General features: G+C 61.4%; 18 protein-coding genes and 1 riboswitch. Of the genes, 8 read left to right on the forward strand and 10 right to left on the reverse strand.

Translation table 11 applies throughout. From position 1 onward, the window contains the following. Positions 1-239: 239 nt before the first annotated feature. The 3 genes from panS to GF111_RS15100 form a co-directional block, all read right to left on the reverse strand. The gene (panS, locus tag GF111_RS15090) at positions 240-1,157 is read right to left on the reverse strand and encodes a ketopantoate/pantoate/pantothenate transporter PanS (RefSeq protein ID WP_038874351.1); all 918 of its coding nucleotides are present in this window, start codon (positions 1,155-1,157) and stop codon (positions 240-242) included. 143 nt (positions 1,158-1,300) lie between these two features. Beyond that, positions 1,301-2,668 carry a lysine-sensitive aspartokinase 3 gene (gene lysC, locus GF111_RS15095; protein WP_038874349.1) on the reverse strand — a complete coding sequence of 456 codons (1,368 nt, stop codon included), beginning with the start codon at positions 2,666-2,668 and terminating at the stop codon, positions 1,301-1,303. Between the two features lie 103 nt (positions 2,669-2,771). After that, positions 2,772-2,966: riboswitch (Lysine riboswitch) on the reverse strand. Between the two features lie 52 nt (positions 2,967-3,018). After that, a complete protein-coding gene (locus tag GF111_RS15100; RefSeq protein ID WP_038874347.1) occupies positions 3,019-4,827 on the reverse strand; it encodes a sodium:proton antiporter in 1,809 nt (602 codons plus the stop codon). Positions 4,828-5,056: 229 nt separating this feature from the next. Between GF111_RS15100 and pgi the strand changes: the two genes are divergently transcribed. Beyond that, a complete protein-coding gene (gene pgi, locus GF111_RS15105) occupies positions 5,057-6,703 on the forward strand; it encodes a glucose-6-phosphate isomerase (protein WP_033639258.1) in 1,647 nt (548 codons plus the stop codon). Positions 6,704-6,766: 63 nt separating this feature from the next. Here the strand turns inward: pgi and GF111_RS15110 are convergent, their stop codons facing one another. Then, positions 6,767-8,200: a capsule assembly Wzi family protein gene (locus tag GF111_RS15110; protein WP_038874345.1), complete on the reverse strand. Its 1,434-nt coding sequence runs from the start codon at positions 8,198-8,200 to the stop codon at positions 6,767-6,769. A gap of 225 nt (positions 8,201-8,425) precedes the next feature. On the opposite strand from GF111_RS15110, the gene psiE reads away from it, so the two are divergent. Next, positions 8,426-8,833 (forward strand): phosphate-starvation-inducible protein PsiE, encoded by a 408-nt coding sequence (gene psiE / locus GF111_RS15115; protein ID WP_004936694.1) that lies wholly within the window; start codon positions 8,426-8,428, stop codon positions 8,831-8,833. Between the two features lie 88 nt (positions 8,834-8,921). Here psiE and malG read toward each other — a convergent pair whose 3' ends face one another. The 3 genes from malG to malE form a co-directional block, all read right to left on the reverse strand. Next, positions 8,922-9,812: a maltose ABC transporter permease MalG gene (malG, locus tag GF111_RS15120; protein ID WP_038874343.1), complete on the reverse strand. Its 891-nt coding sequence runs from the start codon at positions 9,810-9,812 to the stop codon at positions 8,922-8,924. A gap of 11 nt (positions 9,813-9,823) precedes the next feature. Further along, a complete protein-coding gene (gene malF, locus GF111_RS15125) occupies positions 9,824-11,401 on the reverse strand; it encodes a maltose ABC transporter permease MalF (protein ID WP_038874341.1) in 1,578 nt (525 codons plus the stop codon). A gap of 182 nt (positions 11,402-11,583) precedes the next feature. Next, the gene (malE, locus tag GF111_RS15130; protein WP_025304464.1) at positions 11,584-12,777 is read right to left on the reverse strand and encodes a maltose/maltodextrin ABC transporter substrate-binding protein MalE; all 1,194 of its coding nucleotides are present in this window, start codon (positions 12,775-12,777) and stop codon (positions 11,584-11,586) included. A 358-nt stretch (positions 12,778-13,135) separates the two neighbouring features. On the opposite strand from malE, the gene GF111_RS26755 reads away from it, so the two are divergent. The 4 genes from GF111_RS26755 to malM all read left to right on the forward strand — a co-directional run bounded on the left by GF111_RS26755 (position 13,136) and on the right by malM (position 17,537). Then, entirely contained in the window at positions 13,136-14,107 is a 972-nt protein-coding gene (locus GF111_RS26755; RefSeq protein ID WP_038874389.1) for an alpha-amylase family glycosyl hydrolase, read from the forward strand. Then, complete coding sequence (gene malK, locus GF111_RS15145) at positions 14,100-15,209, forward strand: maltose/maltodextrin ABC transporter ATP-binding protein MalK (RefSeq protein ID WP_038874339.1); 1,110 nt, start codon at positions 14,100-14,102, stop codon at positions 15,207-15,209. Before GF111_RS26755 ends, malK begins: the two co-directional genes overlap by 8 nt. Positions 15,210-15,238: 29 nt before the next feature. Next, positions 15,239-16,531, forward strand: a complete 1,293-nt coding sequence (locus tag GF111_RS15150; protein ID WP_048234809.1) for a maltoporin — start codon at positions 15,239-15,241, stop codon at positions 16,529-16,531. A gap of 100 nt (positions 16,532-16,631) precedes the next feature. Next, entirely contained in the window at positions 16,632-17,537 is a 906-nt protein-coding gene (malM, locus tag GF111_RS15155; protein WP_038874335.1) for a maltose operon protein MalM, read from the forward strand. 55 nt (positions 17,538-17,592) lie between these two features. Here malM and GF111_RS15160 read toward each other — a convergent pair whose 3' ends face one another. From GF111_RS15160 to GF111_RS15170, 3 genes are read right to left on the reverse strand one after another with little or no spacing between them, the layout of a single operon-like run. Then, complete coding sequence (locus tag GF111_RS15160; RefSeq protein WP_047729732.1) at positions 17,593-18,576, reverse strand: nucleoside hydrolase; 984 nt, start codon at positions 18,574-18,576, stop codon at positions 17,593-17,595. Positions 18,577-18,597: 21 nt separating this feature from the next. Further along, positions 18,598-19,599, reverse strand: a complete 1,002-nt coding sequence (locus tag GF111_RS15165) for a LacI family DNA-binding transcriptional regulator (RefSeq protein WP_047729733.1) — start codon at positions 19,597-19,599, stop codon at positions 18,598-18,600. Between the two features lie 24 nt (positions 19,600-19,623). Beyond that, complete coding sequence (locus GF111_RS15170) at positions 19,624-21,006, reverse strand: MFS transporter (RefSeq protein ID WP_047729734.1); 1,383 nt, start codon at positions 21,004-21,006, stop codon at positions 19,624-19,626. A 392-nt stretch (positions 21,007-21,398) separates the two neighbouring features. On the opposite strand from GF111_RS15170, the gene ubiC reads away from it, so the two are divergent. Together ubiC and ubiA are read left to right on the forward strand one after the other, a co-directional pair. Next, positions 21,399-21,914 carry a chorismate lyase gene (ubiC, locus tag GF111_RS15175; protein ID WP_047729735.1) on the forward strand — a complete coding sequence of 172 codons (516 nt, stop codon included), beginning with the start codon at positions 21,399-21,401 and terminating at the stop codon, positions 21,912-21,914. A 17-nt stretch (positions 21,915-21,931) separates the two neighbouring features. Beyond that, positions 21,932-22,804 carry a 4-hydroxybenzoate octaprenyltransferase gene (gene ubiA, locus GF111_RS15180; protein WP_038874326.1) on the forward strand — a complete coding sequence of 291 codons (873 nt, stop codon included), beginning with the start codon at positions 21,932-21,934 and terminating at the stop codon, positions 22,802-22,804. Positions 22,805-22,806 lie beyond the last annotated feature (2 nt).

A 22,806-nucleotide genomic window follows, 5' to 3' on the forward strand; every position in this document is an offset into this window, starting at 1 on the left:
ATCTAAATAATAATTAGGCTGCTTCTTTTATGGCGGGCAACCCTGGTGACTTAATTAATTAAAAAAAGTAGAACGTCTCTTCCTCTTGCCAACATTATCGGCATGGTTAGGAAGAATCTGAATTTTTATTTTTCACGGATGATAGGGGATGAGGGGAATTATGACAATCCGACCAGTGGGAAATACGAAATTTCGCAGAGAAGAACGGGGACGCAATTGTTTGCGTCCCTACAGGCGGTTTATTTTTTCTTGATAGGGCGGCCGGACCAATACCCCGCCAGCAGCGAACCGGAGAGGTTGTGCCAGACCGAGAACAGCGCGCCCGGCAGAGCGGCCAGCGGTGAGAAGTAGATTTTACCCAGCGTGGCTGCCAGCCCGGAGTTCTGCATGCCGACTTCGATCGCCAGCGTGCGGCAGGTGGATTCGTCGAAGCCGAACAGCTTGCCGCCCCAGTAGCCGCTGAGCAAACCGATGCCGTTGTGCAGGATCACCGCGACGATCACCACCAAACCGACCGAGGCGATGTGGCTTTGGCTGCCCGCCACCACCGCGCTGATGATCGCGAGGATACACACCATCGACAGCGCCGGCAGCAGCGGCTCAATGCGTTTCACCGTCTTGGTCAGGGTGTGGTGGACGATCAGGCCCAGGCCGATCGGGATCACCACGATCTGCAGAATGCTCAGCAGCATGCCCATGATATCGACGCTGATCTTGGCGTCGACATACAGGCGAGTCAGCAGCGGCGTGGCAAACACCCCGACCAGCGTCGAGACCGCCGAGATGGTCACCGACAGCGCCACGTCACCCTTGGCCAGGTAGATCATTACGTTGGACGCGGTGCCGCTGGCCACGCTGCCCACCAGCACCATGCCGGCGGACAAGTCCGGCGGCATGCGAAACAGCATCGCCAGGATCCAGGCCGCCAGCGGCATGATCAGATAGTGCAGGAAGATGCCGGCCGCCACCGGGCCGGGACGCGCCAGCACGCGCTTGAAGTCGTCCAGCCGCAGCGTGACGCCCATGGCGAACATGATCAGCATCAGCAGCGGGCTGACGTAGGGGGAGATGCCGGTAAAGGTGGTCGGCGTGTAATAGGCGGCGACGGACAGCAGTATCGCCCACAGGGGGAATAAGCGCGTGAGTAGTGCCAGCATGCAGGTTTTCCTTAGCCAGATTGAGAACGGTGGGTGGGGTTGTGTTTTTTTGCGGGTTCAACATGCTGAACCCCTGCAGGTTTTTAACGGATTTTTTAGACGCAGGGGCGCAGCGTGCTGCGCCCGCAATCAGGGATAATGACTTATTCGAAGAGGTTGTGATGCAGAGTGCGCACCACCTGTTCGGCTTCTTCGCCCGGTACCAGGAAGCACAGGTTATAGCTGCTGGCACCGTAGCAGATCAGGCGGATATTGAACGGATCGAGCACGCCGAATACCTCTTTGCCTACGCCGCAGGCTCGCGACAGCTGGTTGCCGATGATCGCCACCAGCGCCAGGTTTTCTTCCACTTCCACCCGGCACAGCGACGATAGCTCGGTCAGCAGCGAGGTGGTCAGCAGGCTGCCGCCGACGGAGGTGGCGCCGGTGGTGTCCATGGTCAGCGCAATGCTGACCTCCGAGGTGGTGATTAGATCGACGGAGATGTTGTGGCGCGCGAGAATGTTGAACACCTCGGCCAGGAAACCGCGCGCGTGCAGCATGTTCAGGCTGTGCAGCGTCAGCAGCGTTTGCTTGCGGCGCAGCGCCAGCGCGCGGAACAGCGGCGGATTTTCGGTGGTGTTACATACCAGCGTGCCGCCGGCCGCCGGATCCTTGCTCGAGCCGACAAAAACCGGAATGTCGCTGCGCACCGCCGGCAACAGGGTGGCGGGGTGCAGGACTTTGGCGCCGAAGGTGGCCATTTCCGCCGCTTCTTCGAAACCGATTTTATCGATGCGCTTGGCCGCCGGCACCACGCGCGGATCGGTGGTGTAAATGCCCGGCACGTCGGTCCAGATATCCACCCGGCCAACGCCGAGCGCCTCGCCGAGCAGCGCGGCGGTATAGTCGCTGCCGCCGCGGCCGAGCGTGGTAGTACGGCCTTTCGGCTCGCTGCCGATAAAGCCCTGGGTGACCACCAGCGCTTCCTGCAGGCGCGGCTGCAACTGCGCTCGGGCCAGTTCGCTGAGCGCGGCGCTGTCCGGCACGGCGCGGCCGAAGTGATCGTCGGTGCGCATCACTTTGCGCACGTCGAACCATTCGGCCTGCACGTTGCGGGCGCGCAGGATTTCAACGAACAGCAGGGTGGACATCAGCTCCCCATGGCTGACCAGCTCGTCGGTCAACGCCGTCGAGGTGGCCAACGACGCGGCCTCTGACAGCATGGCGATGTTTTCCAGCAGCCGGTCGATCTCTTCGCGGATCACCACCGGTGCCGTGAGGCGATCGAGGATGGCGTACTGGATGCGGCGGATCTCATCAAGCTGGTAATTGCGCTTGTCGGCCTCGCAACCCTCGGCCAGGGCGACCAACAGGTTGGTGACGCCCGCCGAAGCGGACAACACCACCAGGCGGACCTGCGGGTTGGCCAGTACGACGTCGGCACTGCGGTTCATGGCTTCAAAGTCGGCGACGCTGGTGCCGCCGAACTTGGCTACCACGGTGGAATTCTGGGGTGCTGCTTGGTTCATCTAGAAACCTCGTGTCAGGGATGCCCGTTTGGGGCACTGTAATTCCATAGCCTTGGCACAAGGGGAGAGCGGTAAACAGGGGGCAGGCGTAGAGGTCTACGATACACCCAGAAGCGCCCCACCTTGTCGATCGCCCTGTGGGCGATCCCCTGGTGACAACCCAGGGGATTCAGCCCCTGTAGTCGATACGATAATGGCCGGCCATTACCCTACCTCGGCGTCGCTCCCCCTCGGGTGCCGTCAACGGAGAAACGGCTCCTCTGACACTCTACCTGGGCGACGCGCCTCTTCTGGCTTGCGCACCGGGTGCGCAAGTAGGCTGTTAGGAATAGCCGGTTATCGCCATTCTGTCAACGTACAGACGGTGAGGGATTTTCATCTTGTACCAGCGCGATAAGCGTACAGGGCATCGCGGGCGTGGAACCGGCGCCAATCGGTTGCAGAGAACCATCTTCCTTTTGGCTGAATAACGGGATAACGCCCTTATGTTTCTCCAAATACTCCAGCCAACCGAAATTTTCGTTCAATTTGGTTGCCTTGATGGTGGCCCCCCTGGCGAGCAGGCTGCTCAGGCGGCCGTAGGTGGCTTCCTGATTAAATAAAATTTCATGCCGGCGGAAACGCGAACTTTCCGCGCTGGCGCCGCGCCCTTTCAGCGGCGCCCCCGAACGGATGGCAAACACGTGATCCTCGCCGAAGAGATGGCCGAAGTGGTAGACCGCCAGCGCGTTCTGGTGGCGATTGGGCGACAGCGCCAACACCTGGGCGATATTGCTCAGGTCGAGATAGTTCTCGGCGTGTTCGGAGTAGGCGTGGCCATAGTAGGCCGGAATGCCGTCCATGCGCGCCTGGCGGTAGTATTCCCAACTGCTGTCGGTGACGATCACCGGCACGTTCAGCTTGATCAGCGCCTGCGCCAGCATGCGCGCCACGCTGTTGGCGCCGACGATCAGCACGCCGCGCGGTTTTTGCTGCTGCACCCGCAGCCAGCGCGCCATCATGCCGCTGGTCAGGCTTTGCAGCACCACGGTGCCGATGATGATGGCGAACACCACGGTGACCAGCCGGTCCGCGCCCTGATAGCCGCTGCGCTGCAGCGTCAGCGCGAACAGCGAACTGACCGCCGCGGCGACGATGCCGCGCGGGGCGATCCAGCACAGCAGCAGCCGATCGCGCCAGTGCAGGGAAGAGCGCCAGGTCGATACAGCGATGCACAGCGGCCGAGCGATGAACTGCACCGCCAGCAGCAGCAGGAGCAGCGGCCAGCCCATGTTCCACAGCGCCTGGATGTCGAGCCGCGCCGCCAGAATGATGAACAGCGCCGAGATCAGGATCGCCGACAGCTCCTCTTTGAACGCCAGAATATCGCTGGTATCGACGTCGCGCATGTTGGCCAGCCAGATGCCCATCACCGTGACGGTCAGCAGGCCGGATTCGTCGGCGATGGCGTTGGAAACGCCGAAGGCGGCCAGCATGATCGCCAGCACCGCCAGGTTCTGCAGGTAGCGCGGCAGCCAGACGCGGCGCAGCGCCAGGCCGAGCAGGTAGCCGAACAGCGCGCCGGCGATCAGGCCGACGGCGGCGGTCACGCCCAGCGTCCAAAACAGGTGGGTATAGGACTCCGCATTCTGTTTCAGCACGATGAATTCGAACACCAGCAGGGTGAAGATGGCGCCGACCGGATCGATGACGATCCCTTCCCAGCGCAGCACCTGGTTAATGTTGGCGTTCGGCCGCACCACGCGCATCAGCGGAGCGATCACCGTTGGCCCGGTCACCACCGTCACCGCGCCGATCAGCGCCGCCAGCTCCGGCGGGAAATCCAGCAGCCACCAGCTGGCGAGGCTGATGACCAGAAAGGTAACCAGCATGCCGACGGTGACCAGATTGCGCACCACGCCGCCGAGGCCGCGTATCTCCTCGAAACGCAGCGTCAACGCCCCTTCAAACAGGATGATCGCCACCGATAGCGACACCAGCGGAAACAGCAGATCGCCGAACAGCAGATCCGGCTGCACCAGATGCACCGTCGGGCCGAGTACGATGCCGAACAGCAGCAGCGGCAAGATGGCCGGCAGGCGCAGCAGCCAGGCCAGCCACTGCGCCAGCAGCGACGCCAGGCCGATAAGCACCAACATGAGTGGGGCGGATAATTCCATAAGCGAGATCCCTTTCAAATGACGAAATAAGCGACGATGACACAGCCTGATGACAATTCGATAACCCCGATAACAGGCCGTTAGCCCAAAGTATAGAGTGAAAGCTGAAACGAGGCGGCAATGCGTTGACAGTTAGCGCCTATCGCAAGAAAAGAGATCATAATCACAGTCGAACAGGCTACAATCGGACAAACGCGTCATTTTTATTCTCAAGCCTAAGAGTGTTGCTATGAAAAATATCAATCCTAGTCAAACCGCTGCTTGGCAAGCCCTGCAGCAACATTATGCACAGATGAAAGACGTACGGATCGCCGACCTGTTCGCTCAGGACAGCGATCGTTTCTCCCGGTTCTCCGCGACCTTCAACGACCAAATGTTGGTGGACTATTCCAAGAACCGTATCACGCAGGAAACCCTGGAGAAGCTGCAGGCGCTGGCGAAAGAAACCGATCTGCAAGGCGCCATCAAATCGATGTTCGCCGGTGAGAAAATCAACCGCACCGAAGATCGCGCGGTGCTGCACATTGCCCTGCGCAACCGCAGCAACAGCCCGATCCTGGTCGACGGCAAAGACGTGATGCCGGAAGTGAACGCGGTATTGGCCAAGATCAAACAGTTCTGCGCGCGCGTCATCGGCGGCGAGTGGAAAGGCTACACCGGCAAGCCGATCACCGACGTGGTGAACATCGGCATCGGCGGTTCGGATCTCGGCCCTTACATGGTGACCGAAGCGCTGCGCCCTTATAAAAACCACCTGAACATGCACTTCGTCTCCAACGTCGACGGCACCCATATCGCCGAAACGCTGCAGCCGTTGAACCCGGAAACCACGCTGTTCCTGGTGGCCTCCAAAACCTTCACTACCCAGGAAACCATGACCAACGCCCACAGCGCGCGCGACTGGTTCCTGAGCAGCGCCGCCGATCAACAGCACGTGGCCAAGCACTTCGCCGCGCTGTCCACCAACGGCAAAGCGGTGGCCGAATTCGGCATCGATACCGACAACATGTTCGAGTTCTGGGACTGGGTAGGGGGCCGTTACTCCCTGTGGTCGGCGATCGGTCTGTCGATCGCGCTGTCCATCGGTTATGACAACTTCGAGCAGCTGCTGAGCGGCGCGCACGCCATGGATAAGCACTTCGCCGAAACGCCGGCGGAGAAAAACCTGCCGGTGCTGCTGGCGCTGATCGGTATCTGGTACAACAACTTCTTCGGCGCCGAAACCGAAGCCATTCTGCCGTACGATCAGTACATGCACCGTTTCGCCGCTTACTTCCAGCAGGGCAACATGGAGTCCAACGGCAAGTACGTCGATCGCAACGGCAATCCGGTGGATTACCAGACCGGCCCTATCATCTGGGGTGAGCCGGGCACCAACGGCCAGCATGCGTTCTACCAGCTGATCCATCAGGGCACCAAGCTGGTGCCGTGCGACTTCATCGCGCCGGCCATCAGCCATAACCCGCTGGGCGATCATCACGCCAAACTGCTGTCCAACTTCTTCGCCCAGACCGAAGCGCTGGCGTTCGGCAAGTCGCTGGAAGTGGTAGAGGCCGAGTTCGCGGCGCAGGGTAAAACCCCTGAGCAGGTCAAGCACGTGGCGCCGTTCAAAGTGTTTGAAGGCAACCGTCCGACCAACTCGATCCTGCTGCGCGAAATCACCCCGTTCAGCCTGGGCAGCCTGATCGCGCTGTACGAGCACAAAATCTTCACCCAGGGCGCGATCCTGAACATCTTCACCTTCGATCAGTGGGGCGTGGAGCTGGGCAAACAGCTGGCTAACCGCATCCTGCCTGAGCTGGCGGGCAGCGAGAAAATCAGCAGCCACGACAGCTCGACCAATGCGCTGATCAACCGCTTCAAGGAATGGCGCTAATCGTCTGAGCGGAAGCCAATAAAAAAAACCCGCCGCGGCGGGTTTTTTTACGTCGGCAAAAAATTACAGGTTGATCGGTACTTCGAAGCTGACGCCCGCGCCCACGTCATCGGCGGTGCTGTGATCGTTGTCCGTGTACCACAGGCTGGTATCGAACTTAACCTGAGACGGGAAGGTGTAACCCCAACCGACCTGAATGCCCTTCAGCGTATCGGATTTAGGGAACGCCTGGTTGATGCTTTGGCTCAGCGGGTTCACCTTGGCGTAAACCACGCGGGTGCTCCAGCGCTGGCTGTCGTCCAGCACCAGCTCTACGCGGCCGGACAGCATCTGGCCGTCGCCGCCCATGGCGTGGCCCAGCGGGTAACCTTGCTGATAATAACCGCCTCTGTAAACGTAGTGGTTGTAGACGTAGTTTTTACGACTCATATCCGAGCGGGTATCTGAACCCTCGATGTACCAGTTGATGGTAGTCGGACCCCATTCCGGGTGGCCTTCAAGGCCGAGCAAATAGGCATTTTGCGATGGCAGATAGCCTGCCTCATCTTCACCCACCAATTGACCATACAGGCTGACCGGCAGGCCGATCAACGGTTGCATCTTCAACTTGAAGTCGAAACCGGCGAGCTGATTGCCAGGATCGTTAGCTCTATCGCCAGTGTTGTCTTTACCAGTTGCCGCATCCCAGAATGAGCTCCAGGATTGCGGGCGGCCTTCACCCCCCCACATCATGATGCGTGAAGCCCCCAGTTCGACGAAGTCGGTCGGCATCATGGTGAAACGGCCACCGATCAGTTTGGTGTGCGGTACTGAACTGTACTGCGACAGCTGGCCGGCGCTCAGCTGGTATTGCCAGCGGCCGATCCACGACAGCCACGGGGTTTCAAACGGCGATTGGTCGGCGCGCTGCAGCATGAAGCCCGCGACCGGGCGCGCGGCGTCGGAGCGGATCAGGCTGCCGTCGTAGCCAGGGCCCCACCACTGGGAAACTTCGCCGAAGGAGAGCCACTGGTTCCAGATTTTCACCGCGCCGTAGGAGCCGTTCATATTGAATTTGGAGCCGTCGCTGACGCGCTGATCGCCTTCCACCGAACCCTGCAGACGTACGTCCCAGAACTCGCCGTTGGCGCCGGCGCCGATGGTCAGGCGATCGTCGGCGTACTCATTTTGGCCGAAGCCCTGCGGGGTACCGGGTTTATCCGTCGACGCGTAACCGCTGACGCGAATGTTGGCTTTCAAGGCATCGACACGGCGCTGCACGCGGTCGATGACGTTTTTCTCGGTATTGGTGACCGGCTTGGCCTGCGCGATAACGGAACTGATCTCTTCCTGGCTCAGTGGCCAGGTGGACAGGCTGACGTTGATGACGCCGCGGTCAGACAACCAGGCGAGATCGTTACGCAGATCGTTGTCAGGGGTTACCAGGCCGGCGGCGTGGCCGGACAATGCACAGGTAAACAGGCCCGCAGCGACCAGTCCGTTAAGTTTAGCGCGCATAAAGAATTCCCTTGTTAATTCGAGGTTATTAGTTTTATGTAAAGATCTCTGTGACCCATGATAGTTGACATTTCGATTTGCTACAAATCTATAAGCCAGAAACATCTTATTATAACTTTATGAATTAAATGGGGTTTAAAGTGCTTTCGCGCGGGGCATAATTTTTAAGACAATGCCTATATTGGCACGGTTGAATCATATTAGCGGTATTCAGAGAGAGGTTTTATGGCAAAAACGTCGCGTTCGATCATGATAGCGAAAGGGCTGCAGCGGGTACTGAACGTAGGTTTGCTGCTGCTGGCGGCAATTCTGGTGGTGTTTCTGGTCAAGGAGACCCTCCACCTGGCGAAGGTGTTATTTATCAACAACGAAGAGTCTTCTTCATATCTGTTGATTGAAGGCATCGTGATTTATTTCTTGTACTTTGAATTTATCGCCTTGATCGTCAAGTATTTTGAGTCGGGTTATCATTTCCCGCTGCGCTATTTTATTTATATCGGCATTACCGCGATTATTCGTTTGATTATCGTGGACCACAAGAATCCCATCGATACCCTGATCTACGCCGCGGCGATATTGGTGCTGGTGGTGACGCTCTATCTGGCCAACACCGATCGGCTGAAACGGGAATAGCGAAGATAAAAATGGCGGCCAATGGCCGCCAAAGACACAGGATTACCGCTATCGCGGAAAGACATCAAACGCACTGCAGTGGCACAAATTACCCCTTCACGCCGCCGGCCGTCAGGCCGCCCACCAGCCAGCGCTGCGCCAGCAGGAACACGGCGGTAATCGGTATCGCCGACAGCACCGCGGCGGCGGCGAAGTCGCCCCACAGGTAGTTCTGAGGGTTGAGATATTGCTGCATCCCCACCGCCAGCGTGTAGCTGTTCACATCGCGCAGCAGCAGCGACGCTACCGGCACTTCGGTGATGGCGGCGATAAACGACAGAATGAACACCACCGCCAGAATCGGCACCGACAGCGGCAGCAGCACCAGACGGAATGCCTGCCACGGCGTGGCGCCGTCCAGCGCCGCCGCCTCTTCCAGCGAGTTGTCGATGGTTTCGAAATAGCCCTTGATGGTCCAGACGTGCAGCGCGATGCCGCCCATGTAGGCGAAGATCACGCCGCCGTGGGTGTTCAGGCCGATAAACGGAATGTACTGGCCCAGGCGATCGAACAGGGCGTACAGCGCCACCAGCGACAGCACCGCCGGGAACATCTGGAAGATCAGCATGCTTTTCAGCAGCGTGCTCTTGCCACGAAAACGCATGCGGGCGAAGGCGTAGGCGCAGGTGGTGGATAACGTCACGATGCCGATGGCGGTGATCGCCGCGATCTTGATGGAGTTCCACAGCCACAGCAGCACCGGGAACGGCGGCGGCGTCACGCTGCCGTCGGCGTGGGTGACGCTGAAGCCGAGCGCCAGCCGCCAGTGATCCCAGGAGAGGGTTTCCGGTATCAGGCTGCCGGTGGCGAAGTTGCCGGAGCGCAGCGAGATGGCGATCACCATCAGCAGCGGGAACATGATCAGGGCGATAAAGCACAGCATGAAAATATGGGTGATCCACAGGCGCAGGCGCTGGGACTTGGGTTGAACCATGGCCATCGTTATTCTCCCTAATCGAAGTTCATCTTGCTGGCTTTCAAATTCAGGATCGCCAGCGCGCCCACCAACAGGAAGATCAGCGTGGCGATGGCGGCCGCCAGCCCGAAGTCTTGCCCGCCGCCGCCTTCGAAGGCGATGCGGTAGGTGTAGCTGACCAGCAGATCGGTATAGCCGGCCGGCGTGGTGGTGCCGATCATATCCGGGCCGCCGTTGGTCAGCAGCTGGATTAGCACGAAGTTGTTAAAGTTGAAGGCGAAGCTGGCGATCATCAGCGGCGTCAGCGGCTTGATCAGCAGCGGTAAGGTGATGCGGAAGAAGTTTTGCCACGGGTTGGCACCGTCCATCGCCGAGGCCTCGTACAGATCGTCCGGGATGGCCTTCAGCAGCCCCATGCACAGGATCATCATGTACGGGTAACCGAGCCAAGTGTTGACGATCAGGATCATGCTCTTGGCGGTGAGCGGATCGCTGAACCAGGCCGGTTTAATGCCGAACAGATGGCTGAGCATCATGTTGATCTCGCCGAAGCTCTGGTTGAACAAACCTTTGAAGATCAGGATCGAGATGAATGACGGCACCGCATAGGGCAGGATCAGCAGCACGCGGTAGATCGCCTTGCCTTTTAGCGCTTCCCACTGCACCACGCAGGCCAACACCATGCCGACCGCCACGGTGAGGATCACCGTCATCACCGAGAACACGATGGTCCAGATGAAGATCGACACGAACGGTTTCTTGATGCCCTCGTCCTGCAGCACCCGCAGGAAGTTTTTCCAGCCGGTGGTGACGGTATAGCCCGGGCTCAGGGTTTCCTGCGCCCAGCCGCCGTCGGCGTTGATCGCCTGATAGAAGCCGGTGTCGCCGTTCGGCCGGTAGCGCACCTGGGTCTGATTATTGGTCAGCGTGCTGCCGTCTTTGTCCAGCGCATACAGCGGGCGGGTGCCGGAGAACTGGCGCAGGGAGCTCATGCGCAATTCCCCGCCGTCGGGCAGTTGCGCCACCAGCTGGCTCAGCGCCTGCCGGTTCTGGGTGATCGCCCGCAGCGTGGCGCGTTCGCCCTGCGGCGCGGCGCTCTGCGCCGTCAGCTTCAGGGTTTGCGGCGCGGCGGCGTCGAGGCGGAAAGGCTCGGAGATCAGCGGCTGTTCACTGTCCGGTGGCGTCAGCTGCAGGCGCCACTGCTGGTTTTCCGCCGGGTAGAGGCCGAAGGTAAAGGTTTTGCCGCTCTGGAATTGGCGCTGCATCAGTACCGATTGCGCGCGTTCAAAAGTCAGCTGGTTGGTGCTGCTGTAGTTGGTGAAGGCGATGGCGATGGTGCAGATCAGCGGGAACAGGACGAACAGCCCCATGCCGGCGACGCCGGGATACACATAGCGCCAGGCATAGGCGCGGCGGTTGGCGAAGACGTAAAGCCCGGCGCTGACCAGGATCAGCGTCAGGATGGCGAACAGGTATTCACCCTGTGCATACATCAACACAATCAGGTAGCAGGTCACCAGGCTGAACAGGCCGACCACCAGCCATTTCAGCGCGTCGCTTTGCCACCACTTCGATTTTTTACGCGCAGGCGTCCCGGCGTGAGCGAATTGCATAGGGCATTCCTTTCTGTGAAGCAACGGCGGGGCACTTGTCCCCTTCATACTTGAAGCTACACCTTTGTTGGCTGCGTCCGCTCACCCCGGTCACAGCGTTATCTATGCTCCCGGGGATGTGCGTACTTGCCGTCGCGGTGTAACTCCAATTATTTCGGGGATGTTAATCCCGCACGACGTCGTTACTTGGTGATACGGGTCTGCACGTCGTCCAGCGCGGCTTTCACCGTCTGACGGCCGCTGACGGCGTTGATCACCGCGCTGCGTTCGGCGTACCAGAAGGCGCTCATCTGCGGGATGTTCGGCATGATTTCCCCGTTTTGCGAGTTCTGCATGGTGGCGGCGATCTTCGGATCTTTGGCCAGCGCTTCCTGATAGGACTTCAGCGCCACCGCGCCCAGCGGCTTGTCTTTGTTGACGTCCGCCAGCCCTTCGTTAGTCAGCAGGTAGTTCTCGAGGAACTCGGTCGCCAGCTCTTTATTCGGGCTGGCGGCGTTGATGCCGGCGGTCAGCACGCCGACGAACGGCTTGGACGGTTTGCCTTTGAAGGTCGGCAGCAGCGTCACGCCGTAGTTGATTTTGCTCTGCTCGATGTTGTTCCAGGCCCACGGCCCGTTGATGGTCATCGCGGTCTGGCCTTTGTTGAACGCGGCTTCGGCGATTGAGTAGTCGGTATCGGCGTTGATGTGTTTGTTTTTCACCAGATCGACGATGAACTGCAGACCGGCCTGCGAACCGGCGTTGGCGACGCCGACATCCTTGATGTTGTATTTGCCGTTTTCATACTTGAAGGCATAACCGCCGTCGGCGGCGATGATAGGCCAGGTGAAGTAGGGCTCCTGCAGGTTCCACATGATGGCGCTCTTGCCGTTGGCGCGCAGCTGCTTGTCCAGCGCCGGGATCTCTTCCCAGGTCTTCGGCGGCTGTTTGACCAGGTCTTTGTTGTAAATCAGCGACAGCGCCTCGACGGCGATCGGGTAGCCGATCAGCTTGCCGTCATAGCGCACCGCGTCCCAGGTGAACGGGAACAGCTTGTCCTGGAAGGCTTTGGACGGGTGGATTTCGGCCAGCAGGCCGGACTGCGCATAGCCGCCGAAGCGGTCGTGGGCCCAGAAGATAATGTCCGGGCCGTCGCCGGTGGCGGCCACCTGCGGGTATTTTTCTTCCAGCTTGTCCGGGTGCTCGACGGTGACCTTGATGCCGGTGTCTTTTTCGAATTTCTTGCCGACTTCGGCCAGGCCGTTATAGCCCTTGTCGCCGTTGATCCAGATGACCAGTTTGCCTTCCTCGATCTTGGCGAAGGCGGAAGAAGAGAGCACCAGGGTGGCCAGTGCCGAGAGTGCCAGCGTGCGGGCGAGGGTAATGCTGCGAGTCATAATCCAGTCCTTCTTTTTGTGGGCACATAAGTCAAGGAGAGACGTTTCGCGGTAATAGTGGGTCACAACGCGACATATTCTCATCCTCCCCCCTTCTACGCCCCTGTGATGAGGAGTGTGATCCAGTTAACGTTGCGCTCTATTCTGTGGCGTCAGGCACAAAATAGGGGGGCGATTTTTGCCAGCCGGATCACAGATTTGCCTTAAGCTCGGAACTTCTCATCGCTGCGGTCGTTCTCTCATCCTCCCGTCTCCTCCCCCATGAAAAATCCTGTTACGGATGATTACCCTTTCCGGCGACTCCCGCACTATCGGCCCATTGATTTTCAACGCCACGCGCAGCAGGGATACCGGATTTATGTCGTCAATGCCTATCGCCACTCAGCCCAGCCTGTACCGGATCCATCCGGCCAGTTTCCGTGATGGAAACGGGGACGGCGTGGGCGACGCGCACGGCATGCTGGCGGCGCTGCCGTACCTGAAAGCGCTGTCGATCGACGGCCTGTTGCTGCCGCAGACGCTGGCGCCGGAGACCGAGGCGGCGGTGACGGGCGAAGGGCTGACGCTGTGGTACGCCGATGAAGTTAACCGCGTTCGCAATGCGGCCGCGCCGCAGCGGTTCGCCCACGGCGCATTGGCGCTGGACGTGATGCCGTTCAGCGCGGAGAAGCTGGTAGCGGTGCTGCATGCCCGCCGCGCCTCGTTGGCGGACAGCCTGTGGAGCACCGGCGACGCCGATCAGCCCCGAGTGGTCAGCCGCTGGGGGCAGGGCGATTTGCGCTCCGCCGCCGCCTTTCTGACGCTGCTGGCGATGTTGCCGGCGCCGATCTGCCTGTATCAGGGTGAAGAGCTGGGGCTGCCGCATGCCGCCGGCCTGCAGGATCCGCGTGGCGCGCAAACGCCGATGCCGTGGCATGAGGCCCCCGAACAGGTCACCGCCGGCGAAATCAGCTGGTATCAGCAGGTGGCGATCGAACACCGCGCGTTGGCCATCAGCCGCCAACAGCACGACAGCCACTCCACCTTACGTTACTGCCAGGCGCTGTTGGCCCTGCGCCGTTCGCCGCTCATCCAGCGCGGCGAGCTGAGCGCGGTCAGCCAGCGAGACGGCGTGGTGCGCTTACTTATTACCCATCAGGATCAATGCCTTGAAGCGCTGATAAACCTGCAGCCTTATACTCAGGCGGCCGCGCCGTCTGAGGCGACCTTGCCGTTGGCATGGCAGCACGGCGCGCAGCAAGAGGGTCATCAATGGGTTTTGGCGGGCTTTGCCTCCGCCATTTTCACACGACATGTTAACTGCGAAAGCAGGGGAGTAACGCATGGCTAGCGTCACACTGCGCAGCGTTTATAAGGCCTTCGGTGAGGCCGTGATTTCCAAAGACGTCAATCTGACCATCGAAGACGGCGAGTTTGTGGTGTTTGTCGGGCCGTCGGGCTGCGGTAAATCGACGCTGCTGCGCATGATCGCCGGGCTGGAGGACATCACCTCCGGCGAGCTGCTGATCGGCGAGAAACGCATGAATGAGGTGCCGCCTTCCGAGCGCGGCATTGGCATGGTGTTCCAATCCTATGCGCTGTATCCGCACCTGTCGGTGGCGGACAACATGTCGTTCGGCCTGAAGCTGGCCGGCGCCAGGAAAGCGGAAATCAATCAACGGGTAAACCAGGTCTCTGAGGTGCTGCAGCTGGCGCACCTGCTCGATCGGCGGCCGAAGGCGCTGTCCGGCGGGCAGCGTCAGCGCGTGGCGATCGGCCGCACGTTGGTGGCCGAGCCGGACGTGTTCCTGCTCGACGAACCGCTGTCCAACCTCGACGCCGCGCTGCGGGTGCAGATGCGCATCGAGATCTCCCGTCTGCACAAGCGCCTGCAGCGCACCATGATTTACGTCACCCACGATCAGGTCGAAGCGATGACGCTGGCCGACAAGATCGTGGTGCTTGACGCCGGTCGCGTGGCCCAGGTCGGCAAGCCGCTGGAACTGTACCACTACCCGGCCAACCGCTTCGTCGCCGGGTTTATCGGCTCGCCGAAGATGAACTTCCTGCCGGTCAAGGTGACCGCGGCGCAGCCGCAACAGGTGCAGGTCGAACTGCCCAACCGCCAGCTGGTCTGGCTGCCGGTGGAAGGCGCGGGCGTTCAACCCGGCGCCAACCTGTCCCTGGGCATTCGCCCTGAACATCTGCTGCCCGGCGAAGCCTCAGAAGTGCGGCTTACCGGCGACGTACAGGTGGTGGAGCAGCTCGGCAACGAGACGCAAATCCACATCCAAATCCCGGCCATCCGTCAAAACCTGGTGTACCGCCAGAATGACGTGGTGCTGGTAGAAGAAGGTGCCACATTCGCCATCGGCCTGCCGCCTCACCGCTGCCACCTGTTCCGTGAAGACGGTACGGCATGTAAACGGCTGCACCAGGAGCCGGGCGTTTAAAGCACCAAAGTCGGTATAACAGGAGAATAATGATGACTACTCTGCGCAAACTTCCTCTGGCACTGGCTGTCGCCGCCGGTGTTCTCTCGACTCAGGCGCTGGCCGTGGATTTTCACGGTTATGCCCGTTCCGGCATCGGCTGGACCGGTAGCGGCGGTGAGCAACAGTGCTTCAAGGCCACCGGCGCCGCGAGCAAATACCGTCTCGGCAACGAATGCGAAACCTATGCCGAGCTGAAGCTGGGGCAGGAAGTGTGGAAAGAAGGCGACAAGAGCTTCTATTTCGACACCAACCTGGCCTATTCGGTCTCGCAACGTTCCGACTGGGAAGATGTGACCCCGGGCTTCCGCGAAGTCAACGTGCAGGGTAAAAACCTGATCGACTGGCTGCCGGGCTCTACGCTGTGGGCCGGTAAGCGCTTCTATCAGCGTCATGACGTTCACATGATCGACTTCTACTACTGGGATATCTCCGGCCCGGGCGCCGGTCTGGAAAACATCGATCTGGGCTTCGGCAAGCTGTCCGCCGCCGTGACCCGCAACTCGGAGTCCGGCGGTTCTTACGGCTACCTGGATAACGAATGGAAACAGCGCCCGACCGTTAACGATACCTTCGACGTGCGCTTGGCCGGGCTGGAACTGAACCCGGGAGGCACCCTGGAGCTGGGTGTGGATTATGGCCGTGCCAATGCGCAGGATCACTACCATCTGGCCGACGGCGCCAGCAAAGACGGCTGGATGTTCACCGCGGAACACACGCAGAGCATCCTGAGCGGTTACAACAAGTTTGTGGTGCAGTACGCCACCGACTCGATGACCTCGCAGAACAACGGCCGCAGCCAGGGCGCCACCATCGATAACAACGGCAAGATGATCCGCGTGCTGGATCACGGCGCCATCGACTTCAACGATCAATGGGCCATGATGTACGTCGCCATGTTCCAGGACATCGACCGCGACAACAACAACGGCACCACCTGGTACACCGTGGGCGTGCGCCCGATGTACAAATGGACGCCGATCATGAGCACTCTGCTGGAAGCGGGCTACGACAACGTCAAATCCCAGCGCACCGGCGATCGCAACGGCCAGTATAAAGTGACCCTGGCGCAGCAGTGGCAGGCGGGCAACAGCATCTGGTCGCGTCCGGCCATCCGTCTGTTCGCCACCTACGCCAAGTGGGATGAGAAGTGGGGCTACGCCACCGGCGACGACACCGGGTATAACGCCGGCACCGCATACAACGACACCAGCATGCATACCTTCAGCCGCGGCAAGGATGACGAAGTCACCTTCGGCGCCCAGATGGAAATTTGGTGGTAACGACGACAGGACGGGGAGGGCTGCAGGCTCTCCCCCAACCGCATTTGCCGCGGCCGGATCTCTTGCCTGATTCGCCGTGGCGCTGAAAGAGGATATAACGATGAAAAAGAATCTGCTGTCACTCTGCCTGTCGCTGGCGCTGACCGTCGGCGCGCCTTTGGCGGCCAACGCCGAGACGCCGGCCAACGTTTCCGTCGCGCCGGCCATCAGCGCCGCCACGCTGCAAAGCCTGCCGTGGCAGCCGCTGCAGCCGCCGGTGTCGCAAGAGGTGAAGCTCGACGCCGTCAGCCCGCAACTCAATCAGGGCGAGATTCAGGGGGCGATCGCCGCCTATACGCTGCCGGCCGATCGCGGTTCGCTGGAAGTGACGCTGAGCAGCCTTGCCAAAAACAATTCGCTGTATGCGCCGAGCGTGCTGGTGCTGGACGAGCATCTGCGCCCGGCGGCGTATTACCCGAGCAGCTACTTCCCTTACCAGCCGCCGGGGGCGATGTCCTCCGATCGCCTCGAAGGCACGCTGAAACTGACGCCGGCGCTCGGTCAAAAACAGATTTACCTGTTGGTGTACACCACTCGTCAGGACTTGGCGAAAACCACGCAGCTGACTAACCCGGCCAAGGCCTATGCGCAGGGCGTGGGCAACGCGGTGCCGGATATCCCGGATCCGATCGCCGGCCACGCGACGACCGGCACGCTGAAGCTTAAGGTTACCGCTGAACAGGGCACCGGCAACGTGATGATCGGCATGCTGCAGCCTGCGCCGACCGTGGCGCCGGTGGTGGTGGGCTCGACCGCCCCTGCCGCCGTGGCTGCACCAGCACCGGCGCCGGAGAAACCGGCGGAGCCGATGCTCAACGATACCGAAAGCTACTTTAATAACGGCATCAAACAGGCGGTGAAGGCGGGCGATATCGACAAGGCGCTGAAACTGATGAATGAGGCCGAGAAACTGGGCTCGACCACCGCGCGTAAAACGTTTATCAGCAGCGTTAAAGGCAAGGGGTAACACCCGGCGCTGCCGATGCTGGCTCGATGATTGGTGCGCTTTGGCGCACCTTTTTTCATCCGCGGGCCAGCGTTGCGCCGATCAACGCCAACAGACGAGCGTTGTCTACCTGCTGCATGACACGCACCGGCTTGCCCTGCTGCGCCGGCATGCCGACCGTCAGGCGCAGGCTGTCCGGCCGCCAGCGGCGTGAGCTGCCGCGCGTCAACGCCCCTTCCAGCGCCACATCTACATGGAACATCTCGGTGGTGACCAGCTGCGGCGCCAGCAGCCAGGCGATCACCAACGCATCATGGATCCAACAGCCCGGCAGGTGCCGCGTATGGCGTGAATAGTCGATCCATGGCCGCGTGGTGGCGCGTAAATAGCGGCACAGCGGGGTATCCGGCTGGGTCAACGCGGCCAGATCCGCCTGGGTCAGCATGGTCTGAGTGGTGACATCCAGCGGTGCCAGCGTGATGGTGGCGCCGCTGTTCAACACCAGCCGCGCCGCTTCCGGATCCAAACCGAAATTGGTGTCCTTGATGTACCCGTCGACGTTGAACACGCCACCCATGATCACAATCTCTTTCACCGCCTGCGCCATCTGCGGGTAAAGCTGCATGGCATGCGCAACGTTGGTCAGCGGGCCGATCGCCGCCAGCGTGATCTCGCCGGGATGCCGGCAGATCAGTTCGCCGATGGCGATGGCGGCGTCCGGTGCGGGCGCGTTGGCCAGCGAGGGCGCGGGCAGGTCACGCCACAGCGCCGCCAGCTTCGGATCGGCGATTGGGCGGTCCAGATGCGCGCGCCACGGCTCCGGCGGCTCGCTCAGGGCGCGCGCCGCGCCGAGGGCGACCGGCACCTGATAGCCGCTCTGCGCCAGCAGCTCGGTGGCGACGGCGAAACCCACTTCACGCGGGGTGTTGCCGGCCACGATGCTGATCAGCTCCAGCTGCAGCTGCGGTTTGGCCGCCAGCGCCAGGGCCAGCGCCAGGCCGTCGTCGACGTTGGCGCCGGGAACGCCGTTGCCGGGATCGCAATCAATGATTAAACGCATATAAGGTGTCCTGAAAAACCGCTAACAGCCGCAGGAATGGCGGATGCGCAGTTGAAAAGCGAATTCATGCAGCTCGGCGGGCGCGGCACCGGCGGCCATCATGGCGATGGCCCGCTTGGCCATGGCGTCGATCGGCTGCTCGACTGCGCTGAGCGGCGGCACGCTGAATTCGGATTGCTGCGTGCCGTTAAAACAGATCAGCGCCAGATCGTCCGGCGCGCGCAGCCCATGCTCCGCCAGCGCCGACAGGCAGCCGAGCGCCTGCTGCTCGTTAGAGGTGAAAACGGCGCGCGGGCGTGGGCCTTGCACCAGGCGCTGGGTGGCCTGGTAACCGCCCTGGCGGGTGTAGGGTACTTCGAAAATCCACTCGTCGCGTGGCGCAATGCCCGCCTCCTGCAGCGCATCGCGCCAGCCGTTCAGGCGATCCTGCGCGTTGAGCATGGTCAGCGGGCCGATAAAAATGCCGATGTCGCGATAGCCGTGTTGCAGCAGATGGCGGGTTGCCTGGCAGGCGGCGTCGCGCTCGTCGACGCGAATGGCACAGACGCCGGCCTGGCTGTCGATGGTGTCTATCATTACGCAGGGCGTGCCGGAGGCGCGGATCAGATCGAACCACGGGTGGCGATCGACGCTGGTGTACAGCAGGCCGTCGACCTGGCGGCGCAGCAGGTTGTTGATAAGCTCATACTCGCGCTGACGATCGTCGCCGGCGTCGCCCAGCAGCAGCACGCGGCCGCGGCTGAAGGCTTCCTGCTGCAGCGCCCGCGCCAGGGTGGCGAAGAACGGGTTGGAAATATCCGGCACCACCAGCCCGTAGGTTTGCGTGCTGCCGGAGGCCAGCGCCCGCGCGATGTCGTTCGGCCGGTAGCCGGTCTGCTCGATCGCCGCCAGCACGCGCAACCGGGTGGCTTCCGCCACCGGGCGCGGGCCGTTGTTGATCACATAGCTGACCACGGCGACGGAGGTGCCCGCTACGCGGGCCACGTCGGCGCGGGTAACGCGTCGCGCGGAGTGATTATCCACATTGAGGTCCTGTTCGCCTTCTCGCTACGCGGCATCCTGCGGCAGGTTGAGATCGCGGCCGCGGGTTTCGGGAGCAAAGAAGGTGGTGATTAAGCCGATGCCCGCCATTACAACAAAATAGGCGGCGACAGGCCACCAGTGACCGAAACCGGACAGCAGCGCGGTGGCGATCAGCGGCGCAGTACCGCCGGAGAGGATTGAACCGAGCTCCTTGGCGAACGCCATTTTGGAGTAGCGGTTCTTCACGCCGAACAGTTCGACGCCATAGGCCGCCTGCACGCCGAAGATCCCCAGCGACGCGATGCACATGCCGACCACGATCACCGAGATGACGATAGCCGGTTCACGGCTGTCGAGCAGCCAGAACGCCGGGAAGGCGTACAGCACCAGCAGCAGGCAGAACCACCGGTAGGTGATGCGGCGGCCGAAGCGATCGGACAGCCAGCCGGCCAGCGGGATCACCAGAAAACCGCACAGCGAGGCGATCAACACCGCCAGCGCCGGCACCGATTTATCGACCATCAGCACCTTGGCGACATAGCCGACGATAAAGCCCTGGCACAGGTAGGAAGGGCCGTTTTCGCCGATGCGCAGGCCGAGCATCACCCAGAACGCCTTGGTGCGCTGCAGGTAGCTGCGCGTATCCGGTGCGGCCTGGGCGGCGTCCAGCATGCGCTGGTGGTTTTGCTGCAGCTCGCGCTCGAAGACCGGCGTTTCCCGCACGTGGCGGCGCAGGTACAGCGCCACGCCGGCGATCAGAATGCTGGCGAGGAACGGAATGCGCCAGCCCCAGCTCATCAGGTCTTCCTTGTCGAGCTGCAGTACCAGCAGCCACACCAGCGACGCCAGCAGGGTGCCGCTGTTGGAGCCGATGGCGATGATTGACGCCACTAGCCCGCGCCGTTTGGCCGGCGCGTATTCCGCCAGCATCACCGCGCCGCCGGACAGCTCCGCGCCGGCGCCGAACCCCTGCGCGAAGCGCAGGATCACCAGGCAGGTGGGCGCCCAAACGCCGATTTGCGCATAGGACGGGATCAGGCCGATCAGCGTGGTGGAGAGGCCCATCAGCGCCACGGTGGTGATCAGCACCACGCGGCGGCCTTTGCGATCGCCGATCCAGCCGAACACCAGCGCGCCGATCGGCCGCGCAACGAAGCCGACGGAGTAGGTGGCGAAGCTGGCCAGCAGGGCGACCAGCGGCGTGGCCTCGGGGAAGAACACGTCGCCGAACACCATGCCGGCCGCCAGGCCGTACAGCGCGAAATCGACGTATTCCATGGCGGTGCCGAGCCAGCAGGAGAAGGTGGCGCGCCAAAATTGGCTGCGCCCCTCTTTGGTTGCCAGGCGTTCATCGGCCGCCAGCGCGGCGTCGGCGGTCTGTGAAGTGGCAAGCGTTGTTTCGCTCATGGCAGTGCTATCCTCTTTTGTTCTGCGCCCGGAGGGGCGCGGTTAAAGATGGTTTCCCTGGTGCCGGCAACAAAGGTGTGCCGACAAATGATGTCGGACGCATGGCGATTCAACGCTGCGGTGTCAGAGTATCTACGCGCGTAGATAAAACAACGCGACAAAGATGAAACTTTGCAGGCGATCACAGAATCGTCATCGTGCCGGGGAACGAAGATAGAGAACGCGGATGGCAAAAAGATGACAGGAGCCCGGTTTTTCCGGCGGAAGCCACCGCCGTTTTCGCCACGAATCAGCCTGCCGCTTTCGTATTTCTGCGCTACAATGGGGGCCTGTTAACAGTTTGTATCGTCTGGCGCGCCGTACCGGCCGCGGTTCAGGCGAGGAGTAAAACAATGTCTGGCATCAGGGATTCCATCCTGCCGCCGCTGGAGTGGTTGTCCGAACAGGATCCTCCGGCGCCCGCCGCCGTCAGCGACTGGCTGATGGAGTTAGGCTCCATGACCCGCCGATTTGAACGCCATTGCGCCAAGGTGCGCGTCGAACCGCAGCGCGAATGCTTCGTCACGCGCGAGGCGCTGGGCGACGAGGCGAACCACCTGCCCGACAGCCCGCGCTACTGGTTGCGCGAAGTGGTGCTGCTGGGCGACGACCAGCCCTGGCTGCTGGGGCGCACGGTGATCCCGGAAAATACGCTGACCGGCCCCGACCAGGCGCTGGTGGATCTGGGCACGCTGCCGCTGGGACGCTACCTGTTCAGCAGCGGCGATCTGACCCGCGACTATATCCATATCGGCCGACAGGATGCGCTGTGGGCGCGCCGTTCACGGCTGCGGCTGGCGGGCAAACCGCTGTTGCTGACCGAACTGTTTTTACCGGCTTCACCGCTGTATTCAGCGGTTCCTGCATAAGAGAGGAGAGCAAGACCTTGGAGGGAAGCGTGACTCAAAGTAAATGGCGGGCTTACAGCCATTTGATGCGCATTGATAAACCGATCGGCACGCTGTTGCTGCTGTGGCCGACGCTGTGGGCGCTGTGGCTGGCCGGGAAAGGCGTGCCGTCGCTGTCGATTTTGCTGGTGTTCGTGCTCGGCGTGTTCCTGATGCGCGCTGCCGGCTGCGTGGTGAATGACTATGCCGATCGTGCGGTGGACGGCTACGTGAAACGCACCGCCGGGCGGCCGATGCCGAGCGGCCGGGTGAGCGCGAAAGAGGCGAAGGTGCTGTTCGCGGTGCTGGTGCTGATCTCGTTCTGCCTGGTGTTGACGCTCAATGCGATGACCATCTGGCTGTCGCTGGCGGCGCTGGCGCTGGCCTGGGTGTATCCGTTCATGAAGCGGGTGACCAACCTGCCGCAGTTCGTGCTGGGCGCCGCGTTCGGCTGGGGCATTCCGATGGGTTATGCGGCGGTCAGCGAATCGCTGCCGCTCAGCTGCTGGCTGCTGCTGCTGGCCAACATCTGCTGGACGGTGGCCTACGACACGCTGTATGCGATGGTCGATCGCGACGATGATCTGAAGATCGGCATCAAATCCACCGCTATCCTGTTCGGCCGTTATGACAAGCTGATCGTCGGGCTGCTGCAGTTCGTGACGCTGTTGCTACTGGTGTGGGTCGGTTATCTGGCGCAGCTCGGCGGGGCGTTTTACTGGTCGCTGCTGCTGGCGGGCGCGCTGTTCATTCACCAGCAGAAACAGATCGCCGGCCGCGAGCGCGAAGCCTGCTTCAAGGCCTTCCTGCAGAACAACTATGTCGGGTTGGTGGTATTTATCGGCATTGCGCTGAGCTATCTGCCGGCGTAACG

This window comes from Serratia sp. HRI (genome assembly GCF_010119335.3).
Classification (GTDB): domain Bacteria; phylum Pseudomonadota; class Gammaproteobacteria; order Enterobacterales; family Enterobacteriaceae; genus Serratia; species Serratia nevei.

Coding starts and splice junctions, on each gene's coding strand:
- GF111_RS15160 (WP_047729732.1), bottom strand. CDS start 18,576: ATGCGTTTAATCATTGATTGCGATCCCGGCAACGGCGTTCCCGGCGCC.
- pgi (WP_033639258.1), top strand. CDS start 5,057: ATGAAAAATATCAATCCTAGTCAAACCGCTGCTTGGCAAGCCCTGCAG.
- panS (WP_038874351.1), bottom strand. CDS start 1,157: ATGCTGGCACTACTCACGCGCTTATTCCCCCTGTGGGCGATACTGCTG.
- GF111_RS15100 (WP_038874347.1), bottom strand. CDS start 4,827: ATGGAATTATCCGCCCCACTCATGTTGGTGCTTATCGGCCTGGCGTCG.
- malK (WP_038874339.1), top strand. CDS start 14,100: ATGGCTAGCGTCACACTGCGCAGCGTTTATAAGGCCTTCGGTGAGGCC.
- GF111_RS15150 (WP_048234809.1), top strand. CDS start 15,239: ATGATGACTACTCTGCGCAAACTTCCTCTGGCACTGGCTGTCGCCGCC.
- malF (WP_038874341.1), bottom strand. CDS start 11,401: ATGCAATTCGCTCACGCCGGGACGCCTGCGCGTAAAAAATCGAAGTGG.
- malG (WP_038874343.1), bottom strand. CDS start 9,812: ATGGCCATGGTTCAACCCAAGTCCCAGCGCCTGCGCCTGTGGATCACC.
- GF111_RS15110 (WP_038874345.1), bottom strand. CDS start 8,200: ATGCGCGCTAAACTTAACGGACTGGTCGCTGCGGGCCTGTTTACCTGT.
- psiE (WP_004936694.1), top strand. CDS start 8,426: ATGGCAAAAACGTCGCGTTCGATCATGATAGCGAAAGGGCTGCAGCGG.
- lysC (WP_038874349.1), bottom strand. CDS start 2,668: ATGAACCAAGCAGCACCCCAGAATTCCACCGTGGTAGCCAAGTTCGGC.
- malE (WP_025304464.1), bottom strand. CDS start 12,777: ATGACTCGCAGCATTACCCTCGCCCGCACGCTGGCACTCTCGGCACTG.
- GF111_RS26755 (WP_038874389.1), top strand. CDS start 13,136: ATGTCGTCAATGCCTATCGCCACTCAGCCCAGCCTGTACCGGATCCAT.
- ubiC (WP_047729735.1), top strand. CDS start 21,399: ATGTCTGGCATCAGGGATTCCATCCTGCCGCCGCTGGAGTGGTTGTCC.
- GF111_RS15170 (WP_047729734.1), bottom strand. CDS start 21,006: ATGAGCGAAACAACGCTTGCCACTTCACAGACCGCCGACGCCGCGCTG.
- malM (WP_038874335.1), top strand. CDS start 16,632: ATGAAAAAGAATCTGCTGTCACTCTGCCTGTCGCTGGCGCTGACCGTC.